The 21,922-nt window shown below is 40.7% G+C and carries 20 protein-coding genes; 6 read left to right on the forward strand and 14 right to left on the reverse strand.

The window, feature by feature from the left end; all coding sequences use genetic code 11:
* Position 1: 1 nt before the first annotated feature.
* The 3 genes from pilV to ispH all read right to left on the reverse strand — a co-directional run bounded on the left by pilV (position 2) and on the right by ispH (position 2,068).
* A complete protein-coding gene (gene pilV, locus E0H80_RS13385) occupies positions 2–505 on the reverse strand; it encodes a type IV pilus modification protein PilV (protein ID WP_131366602.1) in 504 nt (167 codons plus the stop codon).
* Entirely contained in the window at positions 505–954 is a 450-nt protein-coding gene (locus E0H80_RS13390; protein WP_131366604.1) for a GspH/FimT family pseudopilin, read from the reverse strand. The genes pilV and E0H80_RS13390 overlap by 1 nt, the downstream gene beginning before the upstream one ends.
* Positions 955–1,117: 163 nt before the next feature.
* Complete coding sequence (ispH, locus tag E0H80_RS13395; RefSeq protein ID WP_131366606.1) at positions 1,118–2,068, reverse strand: 4-hydroxy-3-methylbut-2-enyl diphosphate reductase; 951 nt, start codon at positions 2,066–2,068, stop codon at positions 1,118–1,120.
* A 134-nt stretch (positions 2,069–2,202) separates the two neighbouring features.
* Here ispH and gmk point away from each other — a divergent pair, with 134 nt between their 5' ends.
* From gmk to bfr, 6 genes are all read left to right on the forward strand, one after another.
* Entirely contained in the window at positions 2,203–2,826 is a 624-nt protein-coding gene (gmk, locus tag E0H80_RS13400) for a guanylate kinase (RefSeq protein WP_131366608.1), read from the forward strand.
* A 76-nt stretch (positions 2,827–2,902) separates the two neighbouring features.
* Positions 2,903–3,184, forward strand: coding sequence for a DNA-directed RNA polymerase subunit omega (gene rpoZ, locus E0H80_RS13405; RefSeq protein WP_004650579.1), 282 nt, complete (start codon positions 2,903–2,905; stop codon positions 3,182–3,184).
* Positions 3,185–3,402: 218 nt separating this feature from the next.
* Positions 3,403–5,508, forward strand: coding sequence for a RelA/SpoT family protein (locus E0H80_RS13410; protein WP_131366610.1), 2,106 nt, complete (start codon positions 3,403–3,405; stop codon positions 5,506–5,508).
* Positions 5,509–5,576: 68 nt separating this feature from the next.
* Positions 5,577–5,960, forward strand: a complete 384-nt coding sequence (locus E0H80_RS13415; RefSeq protein WP_067726797.1) for a RidA family protein — start codon at positions 5,577–5,579, stop codon at positions 5,958–5,960.
* Positions 5,961–6,125: 165 nt separating this feature from the next.
* Positions 6,126–6,320 (forward strand): bacterioferritin-associated ferredoxin, encoded by a 195-nt coding sequence (locus tag E0H80_RS13420; RefSeq protein WP_067868803.1) that lies wholly within the window; start codon positions 6,126–6,128, stop codon positions 6,318–6,320.
* Between the two features lie 251 nt (positions 6,321–6,571).
* A complete protein-coding gene (gene bfr, locus E0H80_RS13425; protein WP_131366612.1) occupies positions 6,572–7,036 on the forward strand; it encodes a heteropolymeric bacterioferritin subunit Bfr in 465 nt (154 codons plus the stop codon).
* Positions 7,037–7,088: 52 nt separating this feature from the next.
* On the opposite strand, the gene E0H80_RS13430 is transcribed toward bfr, so the two are convergent.
* The 11 genes from E0H80_RS13430 to E0H80_RS13480 all read right to left on the reverse strand — a co-directional run bounded on the left by E0H80_RS13430 (position 7,089) and on the right by E0H80_RS13480 (position 21,920).
* Positions 7,089–8,726, reverse strand: a complete 1,638-nt coding sequence (locus tag E0H80_RS13430) for a PglL family O-oligosaccharyltransferase (protein WP_131366614.1) — start codon at positions 8,724–8,726, stop codon at positions 7,089–7,091.
* A gap of 87 nt (positions 8,727–8,813) precedes the next feature.
* Positions 8,814–9,545: a TfpX/TfpZ family type IV pilin accessory protein gene (gene tfpZ / locus E0H80_RS13435; protein WP_131366616.1), complete on the reverse strand. Its 732-nt coding sequence runs from the start codon at positions 9,543–9,545 to the stop codon at positions 8,814–8,816.
* 82 nt (positions 9,546–9,627) lie between these two features.
* Positions 9,628–10,086, reverse strand: coding sequence for a pilin (locus tag E0H80_RS13440; protein WP_131366618.1), 459 nt, complete (start codon positions 10,084–10,086; stop codon positions 9,628–9,630).
* A gap of 194 nt (positions 10,087–10,280) precedes the next feature.
* Entirely contained in the window at positions 10,281–10,763 is a 483-nt protein-coding gene (locus tag E0H80_RS13445; protein WP_131366620.1) for a pilin, read from the reverse strand.
* A gap of 196 nt (positions 10,764–10,959) precedes the next feature.
* Entirely contained in the window at positions 10,960–11,520 is a 561-nt protein-coding gene (locus E0H80_RS13450; protein WP_131366622.1) for a TPM domain-containing protein, read from the reverse strand.
* Entirely contained in the window at positions 11,514–12,599 is a 1,086-nt protein-coding gene (locus E0H80_RS13455; RefSeq protein ID WP_131366624.1) for a TPM domain-containing protein, read from the reverse strand. Before E0H80_RS13455 ends, E0H80_RS13450 begins: the two co-directional genes overlap by 7 nt.
* 28 nt (positions 12,600–12,627) lie before the next feature.
* Complete coding sequence (locus E0H80_RS13460; protein WP_131366626.1) at positions 12,628–13,218, reverse strand: LemA family protein; 591 nt, start codon at positions 13,216–13,218, stop codon at positions 12,628–12,630.
* A gap of 168 nt (positions 13,219–13,386) precedes the next feature.
* Complete coding sequence (locus tag E0H80_RS13465) at positions 13,387–14,247, reverse strand: metal-dependent hydrolase (protein WP_131366628.1); 861 nt, start codon at positions 14,245–14,247, stop codon at positions 13,387–13,389.
* 398 nt (positions 14,248–14,645) lie between these two features.
* Positions 14,646–16,067: an FAD-dependent oxidoreductase gene (locus tag E0H80_RS13470; RefSeq protein WP_131366630.1), complete on the reverse strand. Its 1,422-nt coding sequence runs from the start codon at positions 16,065–16,067 to the stop codon at positions 14,646–14,648.
* 73 nt (positions 16,068–16,140) lie between these two features.
* Positions 16,141–20,616, reverse strand: coding sequence for a glutamate synthase large subunit (gltB, locus tag E0H80_RS13475; RefSeq protein WP_131366632.1), 4,476 nt, complete (start codon positions 20,614–20,616; stop codon positions 16,141–16,143).
* A 455-nt stretch (positions 20,617–21,071) separates the two neighbouring features.
* Positions 21,072–21,920, reverse strand: coding sequence for a hypothetical protein (locus E0H80_RS13480; protein WP_131366634.1), 849 nt, complete (start codon positions 21,918–21,920; stop codon positions 21,072–21,074).
* Between the last annotated feature and the right edge of the window lie 2 nt (positions 21,921–21,922).

Consider the following 21,922-nt stretch of genomic DNA (forward strand, 5'->3'; position numbering starts at 1 on the left):
ATTAATATAACTCCATAATCAAACAGGTCGAGGCTGGGTTATACGCTGTATTATTGGTACAATCACCTTGCCCCGTGCCATTTGTTGCACTCGTATCTCCCCATGCAACATAAACGCAGTTACGCCCATCACTATTTCCCTGACACTCCATCACATTCATGCTCATTCCTACTGACCTTGCACGTGTAGTGACTTGAGCTACATCAAAATCTGCAAGTTCAGTCGTACTACAGTTTGTAGTAAAGCAATTTTTGGCTGACACAGTTTGCTTATCCGGTGTTCCTATTTCACTCATATAAGTATTTACAACACCACGATTTATCCGCACTCTTTCCGCTAAATCTCTTGCAATATTAATAGCTTGAACACGATAACCACTTTCTGAAGTCGCCTCAACAGCACGATATTGCAATGCAATAAAACCCAGCACTCCAATTGCCAAAATTAACATAGCAACCAATACTTCAATTAAACCCACACCATTCTGATAATTTATTGTTTTCATTAACATGTCCCCTCTGTCACGTGTATTGTTCCCATCAAAGAAATGCTAATATTTTTAGATTTATTACCGCCACTTTTATTACAAACTACGAAGGGTTTACCATTAATATTCGCTGCAAAATTTTTCACCCCACCACTCAACAAAAAGGTAATTTCGGTAGGAGAACCGGATTTTAATATTGCTTTATCTTGCGCTGCCCAATTTAATTGTGTTGGTGTATCTGCAGCAAAAGAATTTAATTGAACTCTGACTTCTCTACGCTCTAATACAGCTTTAGAACGTGCATTATTTAGCTGGCCTATCAACTCCTGAGTACTTCTATTCAAATTTTGTTTTTGTATTAAATCGCTAAAAGAAGGAGCCGCCATCATTGCAATAATTGCCATTACAGCAATCGTGACCATTAACTCAATTAAAGTGAATCCTTGATTTTTTTTTGCTTCCAGCATATGCCCCCCAAAACAACAAAACTTTACCCTATTAAAGATACTACCTAACTTAATTACAAATTAAACACATAAAAGGATAAAAGGCATAAAAAAACAGATCATTGCCAAAAAGCAATGATCTGTCAATTTTTTAAATTTTTCAGAATGTTAAATCATTCACGCTTTAAGCCTGAGTTACAGAAATACGTAACTCTTTTGGCAAACTAAAAGTAATATTTTCTTCACGTCCTGCAAGCTCTTCTGGTGCTTTGGCACCCCAATCTTGTAATCTCTGGATCACTTGTTTGATTAAAATTTCGGGTGCCGATGCCCCAGCAGTTACTCCAATCTTGGTATGTTCATTAAACCAATTTTGATCAAGCTGATCTGCATTATCCACCAAATAAGCCTGTTTCCCCATACGCTCTGCCAGTTCACGTAAACGGTTTGAATTGGATGAGTTCGGCGAACCGACCACCAAAACTACATCACACTGCATGGCTAAATCACGCACCGCATCTTGACGATTTTGCGTGGCATAACAGATGTCATCCTTACGCGGCCCCTGAATTTCAGGAAATTTTGTACGTAATGCGTCAATCACTTTCGCCGTATCATCAATGGATAAAGTCGTTTGAGTAACAAAAGCCACTTTTTCAGGATTATGTACTATTAAAGCCGCTACATCTTGCTCATCTTCAACCAGGTAAATTTCACCACCATTTTTTTTGTCATATTGCCCCATGGTTCCTTCAACCTCTGGATGACCTTCATGACCAATCAAAATGGCTTCTGTTCCTTCACGCGCATATTTGGTCACTTCAATATGAACTTTAGTCACCAATGGACATGTTGCATCAAAAACTTTCAAACCCCGACGTTCAGCCTCGATTTGCACCGCCTTAGAAACTCCATGCGCGCTAAAAATGACAATATTATCATCAGGCACTTCATCCAGCTCATCGACAAAAATAGCCCCGCGCTGACGCAAATCATCGACCACAAATTTGTTATGTACCACTTCATGGCGCACATAAATCGGTGGATTAAAACATTCAAGTGCCCGATTAACGATCGCAATTGCTCGGTCGACACCTGCACAAAAACCACGTGGATTGGCCAATACAATTTCCATAAGACCCTCAATGTTCACTTGAATGTAGACTGAATAATTTAAAATAAATGCAAACAACTTACCAACAGCTATTTAGTTTACTGGCTGTCTGCTCTAAAATAGAGAAGATATTTTATCATATCAGGAAAAATATCATGTCGGGTCTCTTGTTTGTCGTTTCTGCTGCATCTGGAACAGGCAAAACATCTCTCGTTAAAGCCCTACTTGAGCGTGTAAATAATTTACATGTTTCCGTCTCTCACACCACTCGTGGTCAACGTCCTGGTGAACTCGAAGGTGTGCATTATCATTTTTCGCAAAAACAAGATTTTCTTGCTTTAGTTGGGCAAGGCGGTTTTATTGAGTATGCAGAAGTGTTTGGTAATTATTACGGCACAGCTCAAGCCACAGTAAAACAGCAACTGGCTAAAGGTCATGATGTTTTACTTGAGATCGACTGGCAAGGTGCGCAGCAAGTTCGCAAGCTTTTCCCGGAATCCAAACAAATTTTCATTTTACCGCCTAGCCAGTTTGATTTGCGTCAACGTTTATCGAACCGTGGCACTGACTCTGTTGAAGTCATTGAACAGCGTTTAGATTGTGCAGTAGAAGATATGCAGCAATATATAAACTTTGACTATGTCATTATTAATGATGACTTTAATAAAGCCTTGCATGATCTGGAATGCGTGATTATTGCCAATCGTTTGGTTATCTCTCAACAGGCGGTTCGTCAGCAAGAATTGATTGAAAAATTAATTACTCCTGTTGAATTGTGATTAAAACTTGAGTCTACGGGCAAAGCCTTTTATACTGCCCAGTCTGTTCAAATTTAATATTCAAACGAGAATTCTTATGGCACGCGTAACCGTTGAAGATTGTTTAGACCATGTAGACAACCGCTTTGAGCTTGTACTAGTGGCAAGCAAACGCGCGCGTCAACTGGCACGTCAAGGTATTGAACCAACTGTAGAGTGGGATAACGACAAACCAACCGTTGTTGCTTTACGTGAAATTGCAGCAGGTCATGTATCTAAAGATATTTTAAAACAACGCGATCAAGACTATCAAACCTCTAGTCTGGATCTTGCACTTTCTGCAAACAACTTGAATTTAGATGGCTTTTCTTTCCAATAAGAAAAAAAATCTTAAAAAAGCCTAGTTTTTAACTAGGCTTTTTTATTGGATAACTTTTATATTTGCTCAATAACCGTTATAACATAAGTAGAAAGATACGTTATTCAAGATGTATTTTTTTGCTTTTTTTTAAATGAAAAATTTGACAAGTCATGCAATATGTTTTTCATTAAAGGTCTAGCCATTTAAACTGTAAAACTGAAGTAGAAAGGTGTTATATGCCAGGCCCACAGGTCAGCCAAGCCAGACAACAACTGAAAATCATTATCGACGCTTACTTAGATGCAAGCGATGTCGAGCGTGTGCTTTTGGCCTGTGATTATGCAGATATCGCCCATGACGGTATTACCCGTAAAAGTGGTGAACCGTATATTCTGCACCCGATTGCCGTCAGTAGCATTCTTGCCCATATGCGTCTGGATGCAGAAACCCTGATGGCTGCGCTTTTACATGATGTGATTGAAGATACTGACTTCAATAAAGAAGACATCACTGAAAAATTTGGACGTACCGTTGCAGAACTGGTTGATGGCGTCACTAAACTCAGTCATTCCAGTGATAAAGAATATAATAAAGCCGCTTCCTTCCGTAAAATTCTGCAAGCAACCCTACAAGACCCACGTGTCATTATTATTAAACTGGCAGATCGCTATCACAATATGACCACGCTGGAGTCGTTACGGCCCGATAAACGTCGACGTATCGCTCAGGAAACTTTTGATATTTTTGTTCCCATGGGCCGTATTGTCGGTATGAATGAGATGGCCGACAACCTGGAACATTTGTGCTATCAAAATCTCGATCTGGATATGTATAATAATGTGCAAGAAGCATTATTTCAAACCAAACCCAAACGCTGTGAATATCAAAGCATTTGGGAAAAAAAACTTACTGAACTGCTAGAGCAGCATCAAATTTCTGGTCGCATTAAAAAGAAAAATAACAATATCGAATTACTGCGTCACTTCGTTAAAAATGATATCAATCTGCAAGAACTGACTCATAGCCATGCTTTCGAAATTATTTTACAAAGTATTGCCGACTGTGACCGTCTGGCAGAAATTTTGCGGGAAAATTTTCAGATTCTGCATTATGACGATCATATTCGCCGCCCACTTCCCGGTGGAAATCAATCCCTGATGATGCGTTTAAAAGGTGAAAAAACGACTTTATCACTGACCATTCAGACTGAACTGATGCGTAAGGCAGCCCGTTTTGGGGTGGTTTTAGGGGAAAATGCACCACAAGCCTGTCGATCAGCCATTCAGGCCTCTATGCAAAACCTAAATGTACTGATTGATGATGCCTGTGCAAAAACCACATTTAGCGACCTGTTAGATTATTTACATCAAGAAAAAATTTGGGTTTATACCCCTCATGGTAATTTGCATGAACTGCCTCAAGGCGCAACGGCAGTCGATTTTGCGTATTCTGCCAGCCTGTTTTTAGGTAATCACGCGGTAGGTGCCAAAATAAACGGTGAAACCAAGCCGCTTTCAACACCCCTCATGAGTGGTCAAGTGGTTGAAATTATTACCGATGTTCTGGCCACTCCAAATCCTGACTGGCTCAGTTTTATTAATACCCAAAAAGCACGTCGCGCCTTACAAAATATTTTACGCGATCAGGATGTTGAAGAGCAGCAACTAGTGGGTCAGCAAGCGCTAAATCGTGCACTGAAACTGTTTGCTCGCTCGATAAAAGACTTAACCCAGGAAGACTGGATCGATATTTTGCAGTGGCGGCATATTGAGACTAAAGAACAGCTATTTGAACAAGTTGCGGTGGGAGATTTGCTTCCGCAATTGGTGGCCAACCATTTGTTTGCACAAGATCAGACTGTAGAGACTCAATCTTCAACTCGCCTGATTCAAGGCACTGAAGGTGTCGATGTCAAATATGCCCATTGCTGCAACCCTGTTCTCGGTGATCCGATTCAGGGCCATTTGTCACGTCGTGGACTCATTGTCCATCGTGCACGCTGTCACAACCTGCTCCATGAACAGCACCAACATCCAGAAAATATCATGCCTTTGCAATGGGCTTCTGAAGATGCCGATGATATAAGCTTTACCGCCTATTTAAGTATTGATATGGCTATGAATGATGAACAAATTTCTGAACTCATCTACCAATGCCGTAAAGAAAAAACTGGTGTAGAAATGGTGCATAACCATGAAGGCAAAACTTACGTGAATATTGTGGTACATAACCGCAAACAGATTGCGCAAATCATTCGTGATTTACGCATGCATTTTGGTTTTCCGCGCATTACCCGTTTAGCCCAACCGATTAATATTACAGAAGCATCTAAAGCAAGTTAATTCAATCATATGCAACTTTTTTGAATGATATACGCTATGATGTATGAAGATGATATAAGGAGAAATCAATGTCCCGCCAAGTAATCCATACGGAAAATGCACCTGCAGCAATTGGTACATATTCTCAAGCGATTTTAGTTGAAAATACACTGTATCTTTCAGGTCAAATTGGCTTAGATCCTTACAGTATGGAATTGGTTGAAGGTATTGAAGCTCAGATTCGTCGCGTATTTGATAATTTAAAAGCCGTTTGTGAAGCAGCGGGGGGTTCTTTGGCCGATATCGCCAAACTGAACATTTTCCTGACTGATCTTTCACACTTCCAGCTGGTAAACCAGATTATGGGTGAGTACTTTGCCCAACCCTACCCTGCACGTGCAGCCTTGGGGGTTGCAAGTCTACCTAAAGATGCTTTAGTAGAGATGGATGGTGTGGTTATTATTAATAAATAAAAATCATACAGTTAGATAATTGTTTAAAATACCACCGATCAAGTGGTATTTTTTTATTCAAAAACTCAATAAACAAGAATGAGATTTCAAATGAATTTCATTGACAAACGATAACAATTATCAATAATATTACTTATCCTATTTAACTCTTGTGGCGAGTTGAAAATGTACGTTTGTTTATGCCGTGGTATTACCGATCAAGATATTAAAGATGCTGTAGCCGATGGTGCGGAAAGCTATCGTGAAATTCGCGACTTGCTTGATTTGGGAACATGCTGTGGTCGCTGCGCACCCGAAGCTCGTGCCATCATTAGCGATGAACTTTCAGAAATCGCTGCCCGTATCTCGATAGCCGCTTAAAATACTATAACCACAATAATCAAAGTCTAATGGTCAAAAGATCATCTTCCTCCCCCGCTTATGACTCTAGGCGGGTTTTTCTTATCCTGTTATTCTAATTTTGCCTTTAACCGTTTTTGATTCCGATTTTCATTTGCCGTTCAATAAATTACTCGCCATTATTTCGGTTCTTGTTTAAGATCATTGTAATAATAATTTTTTTGATTGTCTGACACATGGTTAAGGCAGAAATTGTTGATGGAGAACTTACAATGAAAGGCAACCGTGATGTAATTAATCAGTTAAATCAGGTGCTATACCACCAATTGACTGCAATTAACCAATATTTCCTGCATTCGCGTATGTTTAATCACTGGGGAATTGAGAAACTCGGTTCTGCAGAATACAAAGAATCCATTCACCAAATGAAAGATGCAGATAAAATTATTGAACGTATTTTATTTCTTGAAGGTTTACCGAACCTGCAAAATTTGGGTAAGTTGTACATCGGTCAGCATACTGTTGAAGTACTGAATTGTGATGTGCGCAAAGTAAACGAAAATATTGAAGCACTACAAAAAGCTGTCCGCCAGGCGGAACAGGAAATGGATTATGTGACCCGTGATCTTGTACAGGAAATTCTGGAAAAAGAGGAAGAATATTTGGACTGGAGCACGACCCAGCTGGATTTGGTTGAGAAAGTCGGTATCGAAAACTATATTCAAAGCCAAATTTAATTCTCTTTAAAAAAAAGCCAGTCAATCGACTGGCTTTTTTTTATTTAAAGTTCTACTTTTCAGAAGCTAGTTGGGCTAATGAAGCATAATCCAGATCGACTTTACCTAATGTTTTTAACAACCATAATTGATGCTTTGCTTCTTGCTCATAACCATTGAAAGCCAAGACTTTGGCATACTTAATCAGGTCATATTTAGTCGGATAGTTCAGCACCATCTCCCGAATATCTTCTAATTGCTCTGCATTTACTTTGCTATACGGATTCATCCTAATCCATGCAATACGTCGGTTAAATTCTTCAAGCAGGTAAATTTGATCTTGATTGGTGATTTTCTCAGGCGTTTGCTCATAACGCATGGATTGGTTCAGTTTAGGCACCATCACCGAATAATCTCTGACAATTAAAATCAGTAATACTAAAGATACCGCATATGCTGCACGCATGTAGTTGGGTGAAAGGGTAATGGTTTTAATACCAGATTGCTGAGACTGAACCAGACCGATAATAAAACCGACAGGTAGCAAGAAATAGGCATAATACTGCGGAAACTCTAGCATTGAGTGAATCAGCACAGCGCCAATCATTAAAATACCAATCACGGATTCAACCGAATTGATATGCTTATTCAGCTGATAGCCCCAATAGCCAAAGTAAGCTAAAAATGGCAATCCAATTAGCAACCCATTCCAAAGCAGAAAATCCAGAATAAAGTTATGCGCGCTACGAACCCAAACAGGTCCCTGAAAATGATCACTGACCAATGTATAAGCGACACTGGTCTGATTCCAGCCATAGCCAAACCACGGACGGTCTGCAATCGCATGCAGCATCTGCTCCCAAATCGCTAAACGCGACATATCTCCGGTTGCACGCGCAATTACATCTTTAGTCTGAGCAATATTTGCATCGGTGATTTGTCCAATTAACTGAGTAACAGCGGGCAATATTAAAATGAAGCCAATGAACAATCCAAACCAAGCTAAAGCGTAATACCATTTTAAGCGAATAAAACCTTTATATTGTTGATAAGCTCCATAAATCAAAATACAGCAACACGCCACCCATGAAGTTCTGGACTGACTTAATGCCAAAGCCAGTAAAATAATTAAAGAACACAGACAGGTTATCCAGATTTTTAATTTCTGTTTTTCATATAAATACAGACCGCCTAGTAATGCTATTACCAAGAAGGTTGCCATATTGTTGGGTTGAGCAAAATTTGCATAGGGACGAACCGCATTTTGCATATTCACCATACCAGGAATATAAGCATCCAGTGTTAACCACTGGCAAATGGCAATAATTCCGGTCAATGTTCCACATAAGAGTAAAACTATACTAAAACCAGTGAATATATTTTCTCGATCTAACTTTTCTACCGACAAGTTATAGCCAATGACGATACTCAGCCAAAATCCAAAGATAAATAGCGTACTGGTCAAAGCTTTATCAAAGAAAAATAATTCACCCGCTAAGTATTGAAGTAACGGAATAATTGTCAAAAGCAATAAAGGCAAGCTTAATACAGGTAGTTTAATTTTGTCTTTTAAATAAATGGCAGCTAAGGCAAAGAGCGATAAAAAGGCAAACAACTCGCCTGTGTAAGTGACCCAAGGACGGTAATGGATGGGAAGGAGCCAGCCAAGGGAGATAAAAACAGCAGCAAAAAGTAATAAGAAAAATTTCATGAATAAATCAGTGAAAATAGAATGGGCATATGATAATAAAAAAGCAGATTAAAAGGTAATCTGCTTTCTCGCACTGTTGTTAATGATTTAGTGCCAAGGGCGTAAGTCTACAATTTTAACCACTTGCCCTTTGCTGTCTATAAGTACAGTCATATCAATTGTACTAGCTTTCATAGGTAAAAAAGTAGTTACCTGTGGATATTTTGCCAAGATTTTTTCTACATCGGCTTTGTTATTATACTGCTGTAATAATTCAAGTTTTTGTGCACGTTGCTGCATTTGTTTTTTTGCTTTGCTGAGCTCGACATAACGCTCTGGACGTTGTGCAAGAGAAATACCAACCAAAACTTCTGCAAACATATCATCATTACGTTGCTGCGTATTTTTGGCAAATTCCGTTGCAACAAATTGTGGTTTTAACCAAGAAGGTTGCTGGAATTGTGATTGGGCTTGATTTATATTTTGATCCACAATCTCATTTTTTCGAACGAGCTCAAAACGATCAACATTGTAAACTAGCCATGCTGGGCGACCTTGTTCAATAGTATATACACCATAAAATAGTGCTGATAGTTGAAGTAAAATAATGACCGTCAGATCAAACTTAAGACTTTTTTTGCCTTCTTTATAGACTGATAATCCTAAAATAGGTCCAATAACGACATCTATAGCCAATAGCATTAAAAAAATATGCGTTACACCAACTGCCTGAGCCAAAGGTGATGGATACCATACAAACAATACGATCCAGATAATCAATAAAGCCATCATTAATGAGATGGATAAATGACTGAAGAAAAATTTGAGGCGTTTGGACATTGGACATCACATAAAAAGGTTATCTGCTTTATAGTGATAATTTAAAACTATCTCCTACATAGCAAGCAATAGAATTAAAAATTTAATTTTGATTACGACACGCCGCAGGGCGATATTTAGAGGCAAGTGTCCCACTTGTACAATCCCACTGCACTGCTTTATGAGGAACTATACTTTTTGTCGCATCACCCACCAAAGGCGTACCATTATCGTATGTTGGAATAAAGAGTAGCGTATTCGCACCTGCTATACCACCTGCATTTGGAGCAAATACAACCTCAATTTCACCGTTACTTTGATTAATAGTAATAGAAGATACAATATTTGTAGTTTGCCCACTAAAACTCGCATCTAAAGGCGAAGCTGAAGCCGCATTTTCAACAACTAATATTTTAGCGGTGCTCGCTAAATACAATCCTTCCGTCACTTTAGCTCGAATCGTATAATCTTGATAAGCAGGTATAGCTAGTGCTACCAAAACACTAATAATCGCCACCACAAGCATTAGTTCAATAAGTGTAAGGCCTTTAATTTTATACATTTATATTAGTCTCATAACTTCAGCTTCAAAACTAATATCCAAGAATCATGCCATAAAAATAAACATATATTTTTCAATTATTTGTTATAAATCAAACATGACTTTTTTGGTCATTTACTGACAAAAAAATTTAAATTTACCATTATTTTAAATAAAAAAAGCAACCGAAGTTGCTTTTTTTATTTAAAAATAGATTAACGGCAGTTAGATGGTGCTAATTTAGCTTCCAAAGTACCCGCTACTGCTGGAGCTGCTGCCCCTAAAGCACCACATGCCCAATTAATTTGAGTTGCTGGAGGTGTGTAAGCAGCTGCCGAAGTAGGTAAAGCTACTGGAGCAGTAGCTAGACCAGTATATGGACGCAAAATAATCGTGCCATCATCTTGCACTGGTGCGGCATATGTAATGGTAATTTGACCAGTCACATCATCAATCACCACACTTTTTACATCTTTAGTGGCTGTAGGCTGTGAATAACCTAATGAATACTTTGCTGCACTTGCTGCATTTTCTACTACAGTTGTTTTTGCAGCTGAACCCAAAGCAATACCTTCTGTCACTTTTGCACGTTTTGTATAATCCTGATAAGCGGGAATCGCAACGGCAGCCAAAATACCAATAATCGCGACAACGATCATTAATTCAATAAGGGTAAAACCCTTTTGGATAGATTTCATAACATTCTCCACAAATGTTTTTGTTTATTTATAAGCTTTATAAGCTAATTTATAGTTAGCACTAACTGTGCCAAAACTGATTATAATAAAATTCACAGAAAAAACAGCAATTTAAAAAAATAAAATTGTTACAACGTAGTATTAATGTTTTTTTTAGTAAAAAAGTGACAATTTATGTCACTAATCCACCTATTTTCTAGCCTAATATGATCGGATTATTACTCAATTCATTCTGCTGATCTGTTATTGAGTCTACATAAAACTTATTTAACACATCGCCTATATTAAATACGCCTGCCATAACAGCTTCACGATATTGGTGTTGGGAAAGTTGTTCAGTCATTTTTCGGCAAATTTCATCCCAAACAGTTTGGTGGGTTTGTTTTTGAATTCCCCGATCAATCACAATTTCAACTTTTTGTTCACATAAATTTAGATATAAAAGAATGCCACTATTAAACTCGGTATCCCAAACTCCGAGTTCAGCAAACAGTTGCCGTGCACGCATTTGAGTATTTTGATAGTAGGCTTGATTTGAAGGAATGTTCCCCTCAATCACCACCTGAATTTCTCCTGCATGTCCATATTCTGCTTCCATCACTGCCTGTGCAATTGCATGTTGATCCATTTTATTAAAATAGCGTTTAGCCGCCGGCATATAGAAAGAATGCTTTAACCAGCGTTTAAAACTGGGTTGACTCATTTCTTCCATTTTAGGCTGTGTAATAATTTCTGTTGTTTCTGTTTTAGTTACCATGATCCTGATGCTCCTCCCCCGCCAAAGCCGCCACCACCGCCACTAAATCCTCCACCACCGCCAAAGCCGCCCCCACGCCCCCCTCCACCGCCGCCACGACCTGCAGAGGCTAAAAACAGCTGAAAAATAGTTTGCGCAATAGCCGTAATCAGTAAAAAGAAAATTCCACCACCAATCAATAAACTGGTGACCAGTCCAGCACCATTGACCAAACCCGCTACAGTTCCGGCCACTGCGGCCGTAGATGCACTTAAAGGTTTACCCACAATAAACGAGCCAACAATTCCTGCAATTAAAATAAACAAGGCAGTACTAAAAGTTTTTTCTTTGGCTTGCTGTTCGTGTAAAGCTTTTTCTTGACGCTCTTTCAGTTCTTGTGCAGCTTTCTGGGCTACTTCGGGGTCCATATTTAAAATGCGTTCTATTTCAACCAGACCCGCATCAATCCCTTGGGCATATTGCGCCTGTTTAAAATAAGGCGTGATCTGATTACGAATAATACGACTCGCCACAATATCGGGTATAACGCCTTCTAGGCCGTAACCAGTCAAAATTTGAATACGATGATCATTCACCGCAATCGCCATCAGCAAACCATTGTCTTGCTTGGCTGAACCGAGTTGCCATTTTTCCGCAATACGCATAGCAAAATCAAAAATGTCTTCTTGCCCTGTAGTCGGCACAATCACTACCCCAATTTGTGCCTTGCTTTGTTCATGTAATGCTAAAATTCGCTGACTAATTTCCTGCTTCTGGCTTACAGTTAATATATTTGCCTGATCCACAACCGGTGAGTTGAGCGTTGGCAATCCACGAATCGATTCACCCTCAGCCATATCATTGGCAATTTGTGGCGATAAGACTGTTGTGTCAGTCGCATTTTCTTTGGCTACTGCTTGATTTGGAGAGGTCGGCTGCTGATCCTGAATGATTTTACCAACAACGATAGCCTCAGCATTTTCATCTGTAGCCGTGGCGACTTCACTCCATGTCACCGAACTGATGAGCACACTCAAGCAAACCAACACGGCTTGCAGCAAAATTATGCATGAAAAGTATTTTTTATAAGAATCAAACATCAGCAATCCTTATTCAGCAATCAATGAATTATTCGAAAGATACTTTAGGTGCATTTTGTGCGCCTTGTTCAGCACTAAAGTTCGGTTTTGGATTCATGCCAATCACTTTAGCCGTCATGACCTGCGGGAACTGGCGTACATAGCCATTAAAGTCTTGAACTGTCGTAATATAACGGTTACGTGCAACTGCAATCCGGTTTTCAGTACCTTCCAGTTGGACTTGTAAATCACGGAATTGTTCATTGGCTTTTAGATCGGGATAATTTTCAGAAACCGCAATCAAACGAGATAATGCACTGGTCATCTGCGCCTGTGCTTGTTGATATTTCTGGAATAAAGCCGGATCTTCCAAAACTTCTTTATCTACTTTTAAGCCTGCAACATTGGCGCGTGCTTGAGTGACTTCTGTAAGAACTTTTTCTTCATGTGTGGCATAACCTTTCACCACATTGACCAAGTTGGGTACAAGGTCTGCACGGCGTTGATATTGGTTTTGTACTTCAGACCAAGATGCGGTTACGGCTTCATCTTTCACCTGTAGCGTGTTATAGCCACAACCAGATAAGGTCAAAGTACTCACTAGAGCCATAGTGACTAAACTTTTTTTCATTACATTCATTTATCTATGTCCTCTATATTTCTTTGTATTTGTTTGAATATTTTTATTGTAAACATATTTAAGCCCAGTTCTGTTTAATTTCAGTACTTCAGCGCTTGCATAAAAAAGGGCCAATATTTCTATTGGCCCTTATGATTTGATTGTTTAATTAATTAAACCTAGTTTTAATTAATGTTGAAAACTTTTCATCTGGTAATCTTCTGCCAACTGCTTTTTCCAATAATTCACCATTTTGCTGTAATCAATTTCCGAAGGATGAAAATCAGTTTTAAAATAAGATAAGTATTCTGGCATGAGTTGGACAAACATCTTGCCGAGTAAATAAAGACCAAAAATATTGCCGCCAACTTTCGGCAAACTTTTACGTTTATCCTGTAGAAAGAGCCGTGTTGCAGAATAAAAAGTGAGGCTGGCAAATCCTGTGGTGACACTGCGCATGATCATAAGTCGAACTTTATCATCGCCATACACGGCTTGATACACATCAAAAGCCACTGCCCGATGTTCAATTTCCTCAATTGCATGCCAAACCCAAAGCTTTACCGCGTCATCATCTAAAGTGGCCAACACTTCTGGATGGCGAAGAATATATCCGCCAAGTAATGCCGTGAAATGCTCAAAGGCACAGGTAATGGCCAGTTGAATTTTAGGATGTAAATTTTTGACATAATCATTTCTACGCGCAAGCCATGCCTGAAAGCGATCTAAATTATAATCCTCACTCCGCCAGGCATCATTAAACTCCGTATGGGCTTTTGAATGCATTGCTTCCTGCCCAATAAAAGCCGCAATCTGTGCCTGCAACTTTTCATCTTTGACTTTATCCCGCACATTCCGAACGCTATGCACAAAGAACTGCTCACCAATCGGAAACGTTGAAGAAAGTGCAGTGAGCAAATGCGACATTACGGGTGAATTGGCAAAATAATGTCTGCGAATCAGTTTTGGGTTAAATTGCAGCTTTCTGACTGTAATTCCCAGAGCTTTTGGACGATTTTGATATGATTTTTCTGTCGCCAATTCTGTCATAGTCTTAATCCTAAAAATTGATCAGAGAATAAGCACAGTATGGACAGCAATTTTTATGACAGGTATGGCAGAAGCGCTTACCGGGTTTGCGAAAAGGCTCATTTTTTATTTATCCCTACTCGTACTCAAAAATAAAAAGTTCCCTTTTCATCCAGGAAATAAGGAGCTTCACCATACATTTTGCATCTGTAAGAAGGGCCTTTTCAAATACTCATAAGCTACTTTTAAAATTTAACCCTCTCTAACCATCCTCCTCTAAGCAGAGAAAAATTTTCAATACTTGTTCCATGAATTGCACAAAATCATATTTCATCCATAAAAATTTTCTAAAATAAAAAACCCACCGAAGTGGGTTTTTAAAAATTCATTTAGAGCTTATTCAGAATTAGAGATTCTGCTTATATATCCAAATAATCCAGAATACCTTCAGCTGCTTCACGACCTTCCCAAATTGCAGTAACAACCAAGTCAGAACCACGAACCATATCGCCACCGGCAAATATTTTCGGATTAGAAGTCTGGAAGCGGTATTGTTGCTTTTCCGCGGCAACCACACGACCCGAACCATCCAGACCAATGTTTGCGCCGGTAAACCAATCTGCCGGGCTAGCACGGAAACCAAACGCTAAAAGCACGGCATCCGCAGCTAAAACTTCTTCTGAACCCGGCACGGGTTCCGGGCTGCGACGGCCACGACTATCAGCTTCGCCCAATTGCGTAGTGACCACTTTAACACCCGTAACTTTGCCGTTTTCACCAACAATTTCAATTGGCTGACGGTTGAACATGAAGTTCACACCTTCTTCACGCGCATTTTTTACTTCACGACGTGAACCCGGCATATTTTCTTCATCACGGCGGTAAGCACAGACTACTGATTCTGCACCTTGACGAATTGAAGTACGGTTACAGTCCATCGCAGTATCACCACCGCCAAGTACAATCACCTTTTTGCCTTCAACGCTGATGTATTCTGCTACGTCTTTTTCCCAGCCTTGAGTACGATTGACATTGGCAATCAAGAAATCAAGCGCATCATGCACACCATCAAGATTTTCACCGGCAAAACCGCCTTTCATGTAGGTGTATGTTCCCATCCCCATGAACACAGCATCATAGTCTGCAAGAAGTTGATCTATCGTTACATCTGTACCAATTTCAGTATTTAAACGGAATTCAACACCCATACCCGCGAAAATTTCACGGCGACGTTTCATTACGTCTTTTTCCATCTTGAATTCTGGGATACCGAAAGTCAGCAACCCCCCAATTTCAGGACGTTTATCAAATACAACCGGTTTAACACCGTTACGTACCAGGATGTCTGCACAACCTAAACCTGCAGGACCTGCACCAATAATCGCGACTTTTTTATCGGTCCATTTCACCTTGGACATGTCTGGACGCCAGCCCAAAGCAAAAGCAGTATCATTGATATATTTTTCAGCATTACCAATGGTGACTGCACCAAAACCGTCATTTAAAGTACATGCACCTTCACATAAACGGTCTTGCGGACATACACGACCACAGACTTCCGGCAATGTATTGGTTTGATGGCAAAGTTCAGCTGCCTGGAAAATACGACCTTCAGCAATCAGTTTTAACCAGTTTGGAATGTAGTTATGTACCGGACATTTCCATTCACAATACGGGTTACCACAACCTAAACAACGGTGCGATTGATTAGCCGCAATTTCCGCTGTAAAAGGTTTATAAATTTCCACAAACTCTGCTTTGCGGACAGTTAGATCTTTTTTCTCTGGATCTTGGCGTGCTACATCCAGGAATTGAAAGTCATTGTTTAGGCGCTCTGCCATGTCTCTCTCCGTGGGTAGGTGCAGTCGGTTTATTTATCCGCTACACCTGCCTATCAATCTGTTCGTCGTGGAATTATTGTGGATCGGCTTTAGTCGTTTTCAAAAGCGTTTGCAAATTAGCAGCTTTTGGTTTTACAAGCCAGAATTTACGGCTGTAAAAATCAAACTCGTTGCGGATCTTGTACGCCCAAGCACTACCTGTCTCTGTAATATGTTCATCCAAAATACGAAGCAAGAATTCTTGATGTTCTTCCATCGCCTCTGTTGAAATACGGTTCAACTCGATCAACTCATGGTTATAGTGATCCACGAAGTCATTATCCAAGTCAAGCACATAAGCAAAGCCACCGGTCATGCCGGCACCGAAGTTATGACCGACTTTACCCAGTACAGTCACAATACCGCCAGTCATATATTCACAGCAGTGGTCGCCCGCACCTTCAATTACCGCAAAGGCACCCGAGTTACGCACTGCAAAACGTTCGCCAGCAGTACCTGCAGCAAAGACTTTACCGCCAGTTGCACCATACAAACATGTGTTACCAATGATTGCAGTATTTTGCGTCTGGAACGGCGAACCTTTTGGCGGGAAGATCGAGATACGACCGCCTGCCATGCCTTTACCGACGTAATCGTTGGCATCACCTTCAAGTTTGATATGCAAACCGCCGGCATTCCAAACACCGAGTGACTGGCCTGCAGTACCTTTCAAATTCATGACGACAGGATGGGCTTCCATACTCAAGTTGCCATAACGGCGCGCAATTTCACCTGAAATACGTGCACCAATTGAACGGTCACAGTTCACCACATTGTAGTTAAACTCGCCAGTCTTGCCTGCTTCAATGGTCGGAAGCATCTCAAGCACCATTTTCTCTGCAAGCAAGCCTTTATCAAACGGTGCATTGCCTTGAACTTGGCAATATTGCGCTTTACCTTCCGCAGATGGATGTGAGGTTAACAAGGCGCTTAAATCTAAATGAGCATGTTTATCTGTATCGCCCGGTAAGACTTCAAGTAAATCTGTACGGCCAATCAAGTCTTTCAAACTTGATACACCGAGCGCAGCCAACCATTCACGGGTTTCTTCTGCAATAAAGTGGAAGAAATTAATCAGCATTTCTGGCTCGCCAATATAATGCTCTTGACGTAAATGATCTTGCTGCGTTGCTACACCGGTTGCACAGTTGTTCAAGTGGCAAATGCGCAGGTATTTACAACCGAGTGCAATCATTGGCGTAGAACCAAAACCGAAGCTTTCTGCACCTAGAATGGCTGCTTTAACCACATCTAAACCAGTTTTTAAACCACCATCGGTTTGTACACGTACTTTGCCACGCAGGTCATTGACGCGAAGAGCTTGATGCGCCTCAGCCAGACCCAGCTCCCAAGGCGAACCTGCATGGTGAATTGAGGAAAGTGGAGAAGCTGCAGTACCACCGTCATAACCTGAAATGGTAATGAAGTCGGCATAGGCTTTCGCCACCCCTGCCGCAATCGTACCCACACCCGGTTCAGAGACCAGTTTCACTGACACCATCGCTTGAGGATTGACTTGTTTCAAGTCAAAAATCAATTGTGACAAATCTTCAATTGAGTAGATGTCATGGTGCGGTGGTGGTGAAATCAGGGTGACACCTGGTACTGAGTAACGTAAACGTGCAATTAAGCCATTCACTTTACCACCCGGCAACTGACCACCTTCACCCGGTTTTGCACCTTGCGCCACTTTAATCTGCAACACTTCAGCAGACGTTAAATATGCGGGTGTCACACCGAAACGACCTGATGCAATCTGTTTGATTTTCGAGTTACGGATGGTGCCATAACGTGCAGGATCTTCACCGCCCTCACCCGAGTTTGAACGACCACCAATGGTGTTCATGGCAATGGCAATCGCTTCATGCGCTTCCGGTGACAAGGCACCTAAAGACATGCCTGCAGAGTCGAAACGTGGCAAGATTTCTTCCACCGATTCCACTTGATCCAGTGCAATTGAATTATCTGTTTTAAGCTTGAATAAATCACGAATCGTTGTAATTGGACGAGTATTCACCAATTCAGCATATTCTTTAAAGTCAGCATAATCGCCTGAACGTACTGCTTTATGTAGAGAATTGATCACGTCTGGGTTAAATGCGTGATATTCCTTGTCAAAGACAAATTTCAGCAAACCACCTTGGTCAATTGGCTTGCGGGCTTTCCACGCATTTTCAGCCAATTTTTTAAGATCATTTTCAAGATCTGCAAAGGTTGCCCCTTGAATACGGCTTGGCACGCCAGTGAAGCATTTATCAACCACTTCATTGGACAAACCCACGGCTTCGAATAACTGACCACCACGATAAGACGCAACAGTTGAGATACCCATTTTAGAAAGCACTTTAAGCAGGCCTTTCTCAATGCCTTTACGGAAATTCGCCTGGGCATGAATTGGGTCACCCAACAACTCGCCTTTGGCAATCAAGTCATTGATCACGTCATAAGCCAAGTATGGATAAATGGCAGTGGCACCAAAGCCCAAGATCACCGCAAATTGATGTGCATCGCGTGCCAAAGCGGTTTCTACAATGATGTTGGCATCAGTACGCAAACCCACTTGAATCAAGTGATGATGCACCGCACCTGTTGCCATTAAGGCATTGGCCGGTAAATAACCTTCACGAATTTTCTTGTCTGAAAGCACCAGTAAAGTTTTGCCATCACGAACTGCTTGAGCAGCTTCCTCACAGATACGCGCAATCGCCGCCTGTGAACCTTCGCTTGCTACATAGTTCAAGTCGATGTCGGCAATTTCGTAGCCTTTACGACCCAAAGTACGCATTTGGTGCATTTTTGAGTTTGACAATACCGGGCTTGAAATAATCAGGCGATCAGCATGTTCAGGACTTTGTTCAAATACGTTTTGCTCACGGCCCAAACACGTCTCTAGAGACATCACGATCGATTCACGTAATGGATCGATCGGTGGATTGGTCACCTGTGCAAACTGCTGACGGAAATAATCCGATACATGACGAACCTGACGGGACAATACGGCCATTGGCGTATCATCACCCATGGAGCCGACTGCTTCCTGACCGCTTTCTGCGATTGGACGAAGCAATTGATCACGTTCTTCAAAGGTCACCATGAACATTTTTTGTGAGGCTTTGAGCGCATCGCCTTTTAAGCCTTGATCACATAAATATTCTTCAAGTTCCGGACTACCTTGTAGACGAATTGAATTTTCACGTAACCATTCACGGTAAGGGCGCATTTTTTTCAAATGATTGCTGACATCTTGAGTATCGAGCAATTTACCAGTGAGAGTATCAATCACCAAAATTTGACCTGGACCAACACGACCTTTAGAAATCACGTCTTCAGGTTTATAACCCCAAACCCCAATTTCGGATGCAAGTGTAATGTAACCATTTTTGGTAATCACCCAACGTGCAGGACGTAAACCATTACGATCCAGCATACAAATGGCATGACGACCATCTTGAATCACGAGACCTGCAGGCCCATCCCATGCTTCCATGTGCTTAGAGTTAAACTCGTAGAATGCACGTAAATCGGCATCTAAAGTTTCAACATTTTGCCAAGCCGGTGGAACCAGCATACGTAGTGCACGGAACAAGTCCATACCCCCACCGACCAAGATCTCAAGCATGTTATCCAGGCTTGAAGAATCCGAACCGGTACGGTTCACGATTGGATTGAGCTCGGTTAAACCTGGAAGCAATGGATTTTCAAATTTTGGCACACGTGCCAATGCCCAGTTACGGTTTGCAGTAATGGTGTTGATTTCACCATTGTGCGCAAGATAACGGAACGGCTGTGCCAACGGCCAAAGTGGCAAAGTATTGGTCGAGAAACGCTGATGGAATACCACAATATGTGATTCCAGACGCGGATCTGCTAAATCTGTATAAAAGTCTGCGATTGCTTCAGGCATCATCAAACCTTTATAGGTGATGACGGTTGAACACAAGGTTGTGACATAGAAGGAAGAATCATTACGGAGCAATTGTTCCGCACGACGGCGCGCAAGAAATAACTTACGGTTAAATTCAACTTCGGTCACACCCATTGGGCAATTGACAATAATCTGTTCAAATGCGGGCATTGATCGAAGTGCAATTTCACCCAAAGCATCGACATTAGTTGGGATCAAACGCCAAGCAAGAACCGTTAAGCCTTCAGACTCAATTTCTTTGGCTAAAACCTGTTTCGAATGTGCGGCAATGGCGGGATCAAGATTTAAAAATACCGTACCCACTGCAAAGACTTCACTTAAAGTGATGTCACTGAGTTTTTTTGCTTCTTCACGGAAGAAAGCTTTCGGCATAGCCAGCAATAAACCACAACCATCCCCTGTCTTGCCATCTGCGGCAATACCACCACGGTGGGTCATACAACTTAAACTATGAATCGCGGTCTTGACCAAATCATGGCTTGCATCACCCTGCATATGGGCGATTAAACCGAAACCACAGTTATCTTTAAACTCATCCGGTTGGTATAAACCTTGAGCGGGAGCTACAGTATTAGGCGATGGCATGTGCATAGCGTACCCTTCTTTCAACATGGCCCATAAAGCGGGCATCTAACAATCAAATATCTTCTTGCGATTTAGTCCAATTTACTCACACTCAGATCAAGATTGGGCAGAATCATTTTCTCCACACCCTTAAGATAATCGCATTTCATCTTGTGTGTATGGATCAATTACAAAAATGTTTTTACTGATGTTACGCACTCTTTTAAAGCATGAAAATTCAGCAACTTCGCACAATCCTTGAATCTTTTCGCGCCATAATAGGGACAATAACTCAATTCATGCACCAATAAAGCAAAAATGATGCCAATTAGAAAAAGATAAAGCTAAATGTTTTAAATATAGAAATATTAAAGCTTCATACACTTCATCTTATTTTCTTGAAAGAATTTTCCGCACTATATTTGTGCATATAAATATTTTTATAACTTAATTTGCTCTATTTTAGAACTCTATTTTTAATTAAATGGATCGTTAATTTCAGTTTCTGCTACATTATTGCCATTTTTTTTCGGTGCAGATTCAACTGAAGAATGTGACTGCTGCACATCAACAACGTTTCCATCTTCATCGCGACGTGTAACCGTTGTAGTGGTACTTGCTGATGATTTAGGCTCGAGCACTGGCATTGTTGGCTTAGGTTTCGGTAAAACCAAAAGACTCTCATCAATGCGAGGCAAGGGTGCAGATTTTAAATTGACTGCGTATATTTTGCTATTTGAACCCATTTCTTCTGCGCCCATGTCATTAACCAAGGCGGCATAATTTTCAATATTTTGAACCTGCGGTTGAATAGACTTGGGAAACTGGAAGGGCAATTGTTGCAGGGCTTGTTTTGCCTGATCACTATTTCGATAGATGCCATACAGTAAAACATATTGTTCAATTTGATTTTCGCCACTTAAGCGAATGTAGAAAAAGTTTTTACGATCTGGCTGTTTTTTTAGAAAACTTCGAATCACCTCATCTTTAGTCACGCGAAATAGTTCAATTGTGGTGGCATTCTTATTATCAGCAATAAATTTACTGCCCCGAAATTCTGGTTCATAGCTGCCAGTATTGACCACACGTGTGGTCATTTCCAAAGGACGGACTTCTTCTTGAAGTGCACCCAGCAGGCTGGTTGCAGCGACTTTTTCTGGCTGGATTTGCAATTCAGATTCAGTTTCTGCAGATTTTTCTACTTCTACCAAATCCTTACTATCCGTTATTGCCCAAAAAATAAGTGCTGCAAACAGACACCCCAATCCACACACTAACCAGATATAATTTTGAATACGTTGCCATTGTGTACGGATGGTTGCCATGC

It is taken from the genome of Acinetobacter sp. ANC 4779, from assembly GCF_004331055.1.
Taxonomy (GTDB): Bacteria; Pseudomonadota; Gammaproteobacteria; order Pseudomonadales; family Moraxellaceae; genus Acinetobacter.

What these genes read in the sequence shown, in the direction of transcription:
- pilV (WP_131366602.1), bottom strand. Translation starts at nt 505, where the DNA reads ATGAAAACAATAAATTATCAGAATGGTGTGGGTTTAATTGAAGTATTG.
- E0H80_RS13390 (WP_131366604.1), bottom strand. Translation starts at nt 954, where the DNA reads ATGCTGGAAGCAAAAAAAAATCAAGGATTCACTTTAATTGAGTTAATG.
- ispH (WP_131366606.1), bottom strand. Translation starts at nt 2,068, where the DNA reads ATGGAAATTGTATTGGCCAATCCACGTGGTTTTTGTGCAGGTGTCGAC.
- gmk (WP_131366608.1), top strand. Translation starts at nt 2,203, where the DNA reads ATGTCGGGTCTCTTGTTTGTCGTTTCTGCTGCATCTGGAACAGGCAAA.
- rpoZ (WP_004650579.1), top strand. Translation starts at nt 2,903, where the DNA reads ATGGCACGCGTAACCGTTGAAGATTGTTTAGACCATGTAGACAACCGC.
- E0H80_RS13410 (WP_131366610.1), top strand. Translation starts at nt 3,403, where the DNA reads ATGCCAGGCCCACAGGTCAGCCAAGCCAGACAACAACTGAAAATCATT.
- E0H80_RS13415 (WP_067726797.1), top strand. Translation starts at nt 5,577, where the DNA reads ATGTCCCGCCAAGTAATCCATACGGAAAATGCACCTGCAGCAATTGGT.
- E0H80_RS13420 (WP_067868803.1), top strand. Translation starts at nt 6,126, where the DNA reads ATGTACGTTTGTTTATGCCGTGGTATTACCGATCAAGATATTAAAGAT.
- bfr (WP_131366612.1), top strand. Translation starts at nt 6,572, where the DNA reads ATGAAAGGCAACCGTGATGTAATTAATCAGTTAAATCAGGTGCTATAC.
- E0H80_RS13430 (WP_131366614.1), bottom strand. Translation starts at nt 8,726, where the DNA reads ATGAAATTTTTCTTATTACTTTTTGCTGCTGTTTTTATCTCCCTTGGC.
- tfpZ (WP_131366616.1), bottom strand. Translation starts at nt 9,545, where the DNA reads ATGTCCAAACGCCTCAAATTTTTCTTCAGTCATTTATCCATCTCATTA.
- E0H80_RS13440 (WP_131366618.1), bottom strand. Translation starts at nt 10,086, where the DNA reads ATGTATAAAATTAAAGGCCTTACACTTATTGAACTAATGCTTGTGGTG.
- E0H80_RS13445 (WP_131366620.1), bottom strand. Translation starts at nt 10,763, where the DNA reads ATGAAATCTATCCAAAAGGGTTTTACCCTTATTGAATTAATGATCGTT.
- E0H80_RS13450 (WP_131366622.1), bottom strand. Translation starts at nt 11,520, where the DNA reads ATGGTAACTAAAACAGAAACAACAGAAATTATTACACAGCCTAAAATG.
- E0H80_RS13455 (WP_131366624.1), bottom strand. Translation starts at nt 12,599, where the DNA reads ATGTTTGATTCTTATAAAAAATACTTTTCATGCATAATTTTGCTGCAA.
- E0H80_RS13460 (WP_131366626.1), bottom strand. Translation starts at nt 13,218, where the DNA reads ATGAATGTAATGAAAAAAAGTTTAGTCACTATGGCTCTAGTGAGTACT.
- E0H80_RS13465 (WP_131366628.1), bottom strand. Translation starts at nt 14,247, where the DNA reads ATGACAGAATTGGCGACAGAAAAATCATATCAAAATCGTCCAAAAGCT.
- E0H80_RS13470 (WP_131366630.1), bottom strand. Translation starts at nt 16,067, where the DNA reads ATGGCAGAGCGCCTAAACAATGACTTTCAATTCCTGGATGTAGCACGC.
- gltB (WP_131366632.1), bottom strand. Translation starts at nt 20,616, where the DNA reads ATGCCATCGCCTAATACTGTAGCTCCCGCTCAAGGTTTATACCAACCG.
- E0H80_RS13480 (WP_131366634.1), bottom strand. Translation starts at nt 21,920, where the DNA reads ATGGCAACCATCCGTACACAATGGCAACGTATTCAAAATTATATCTGG.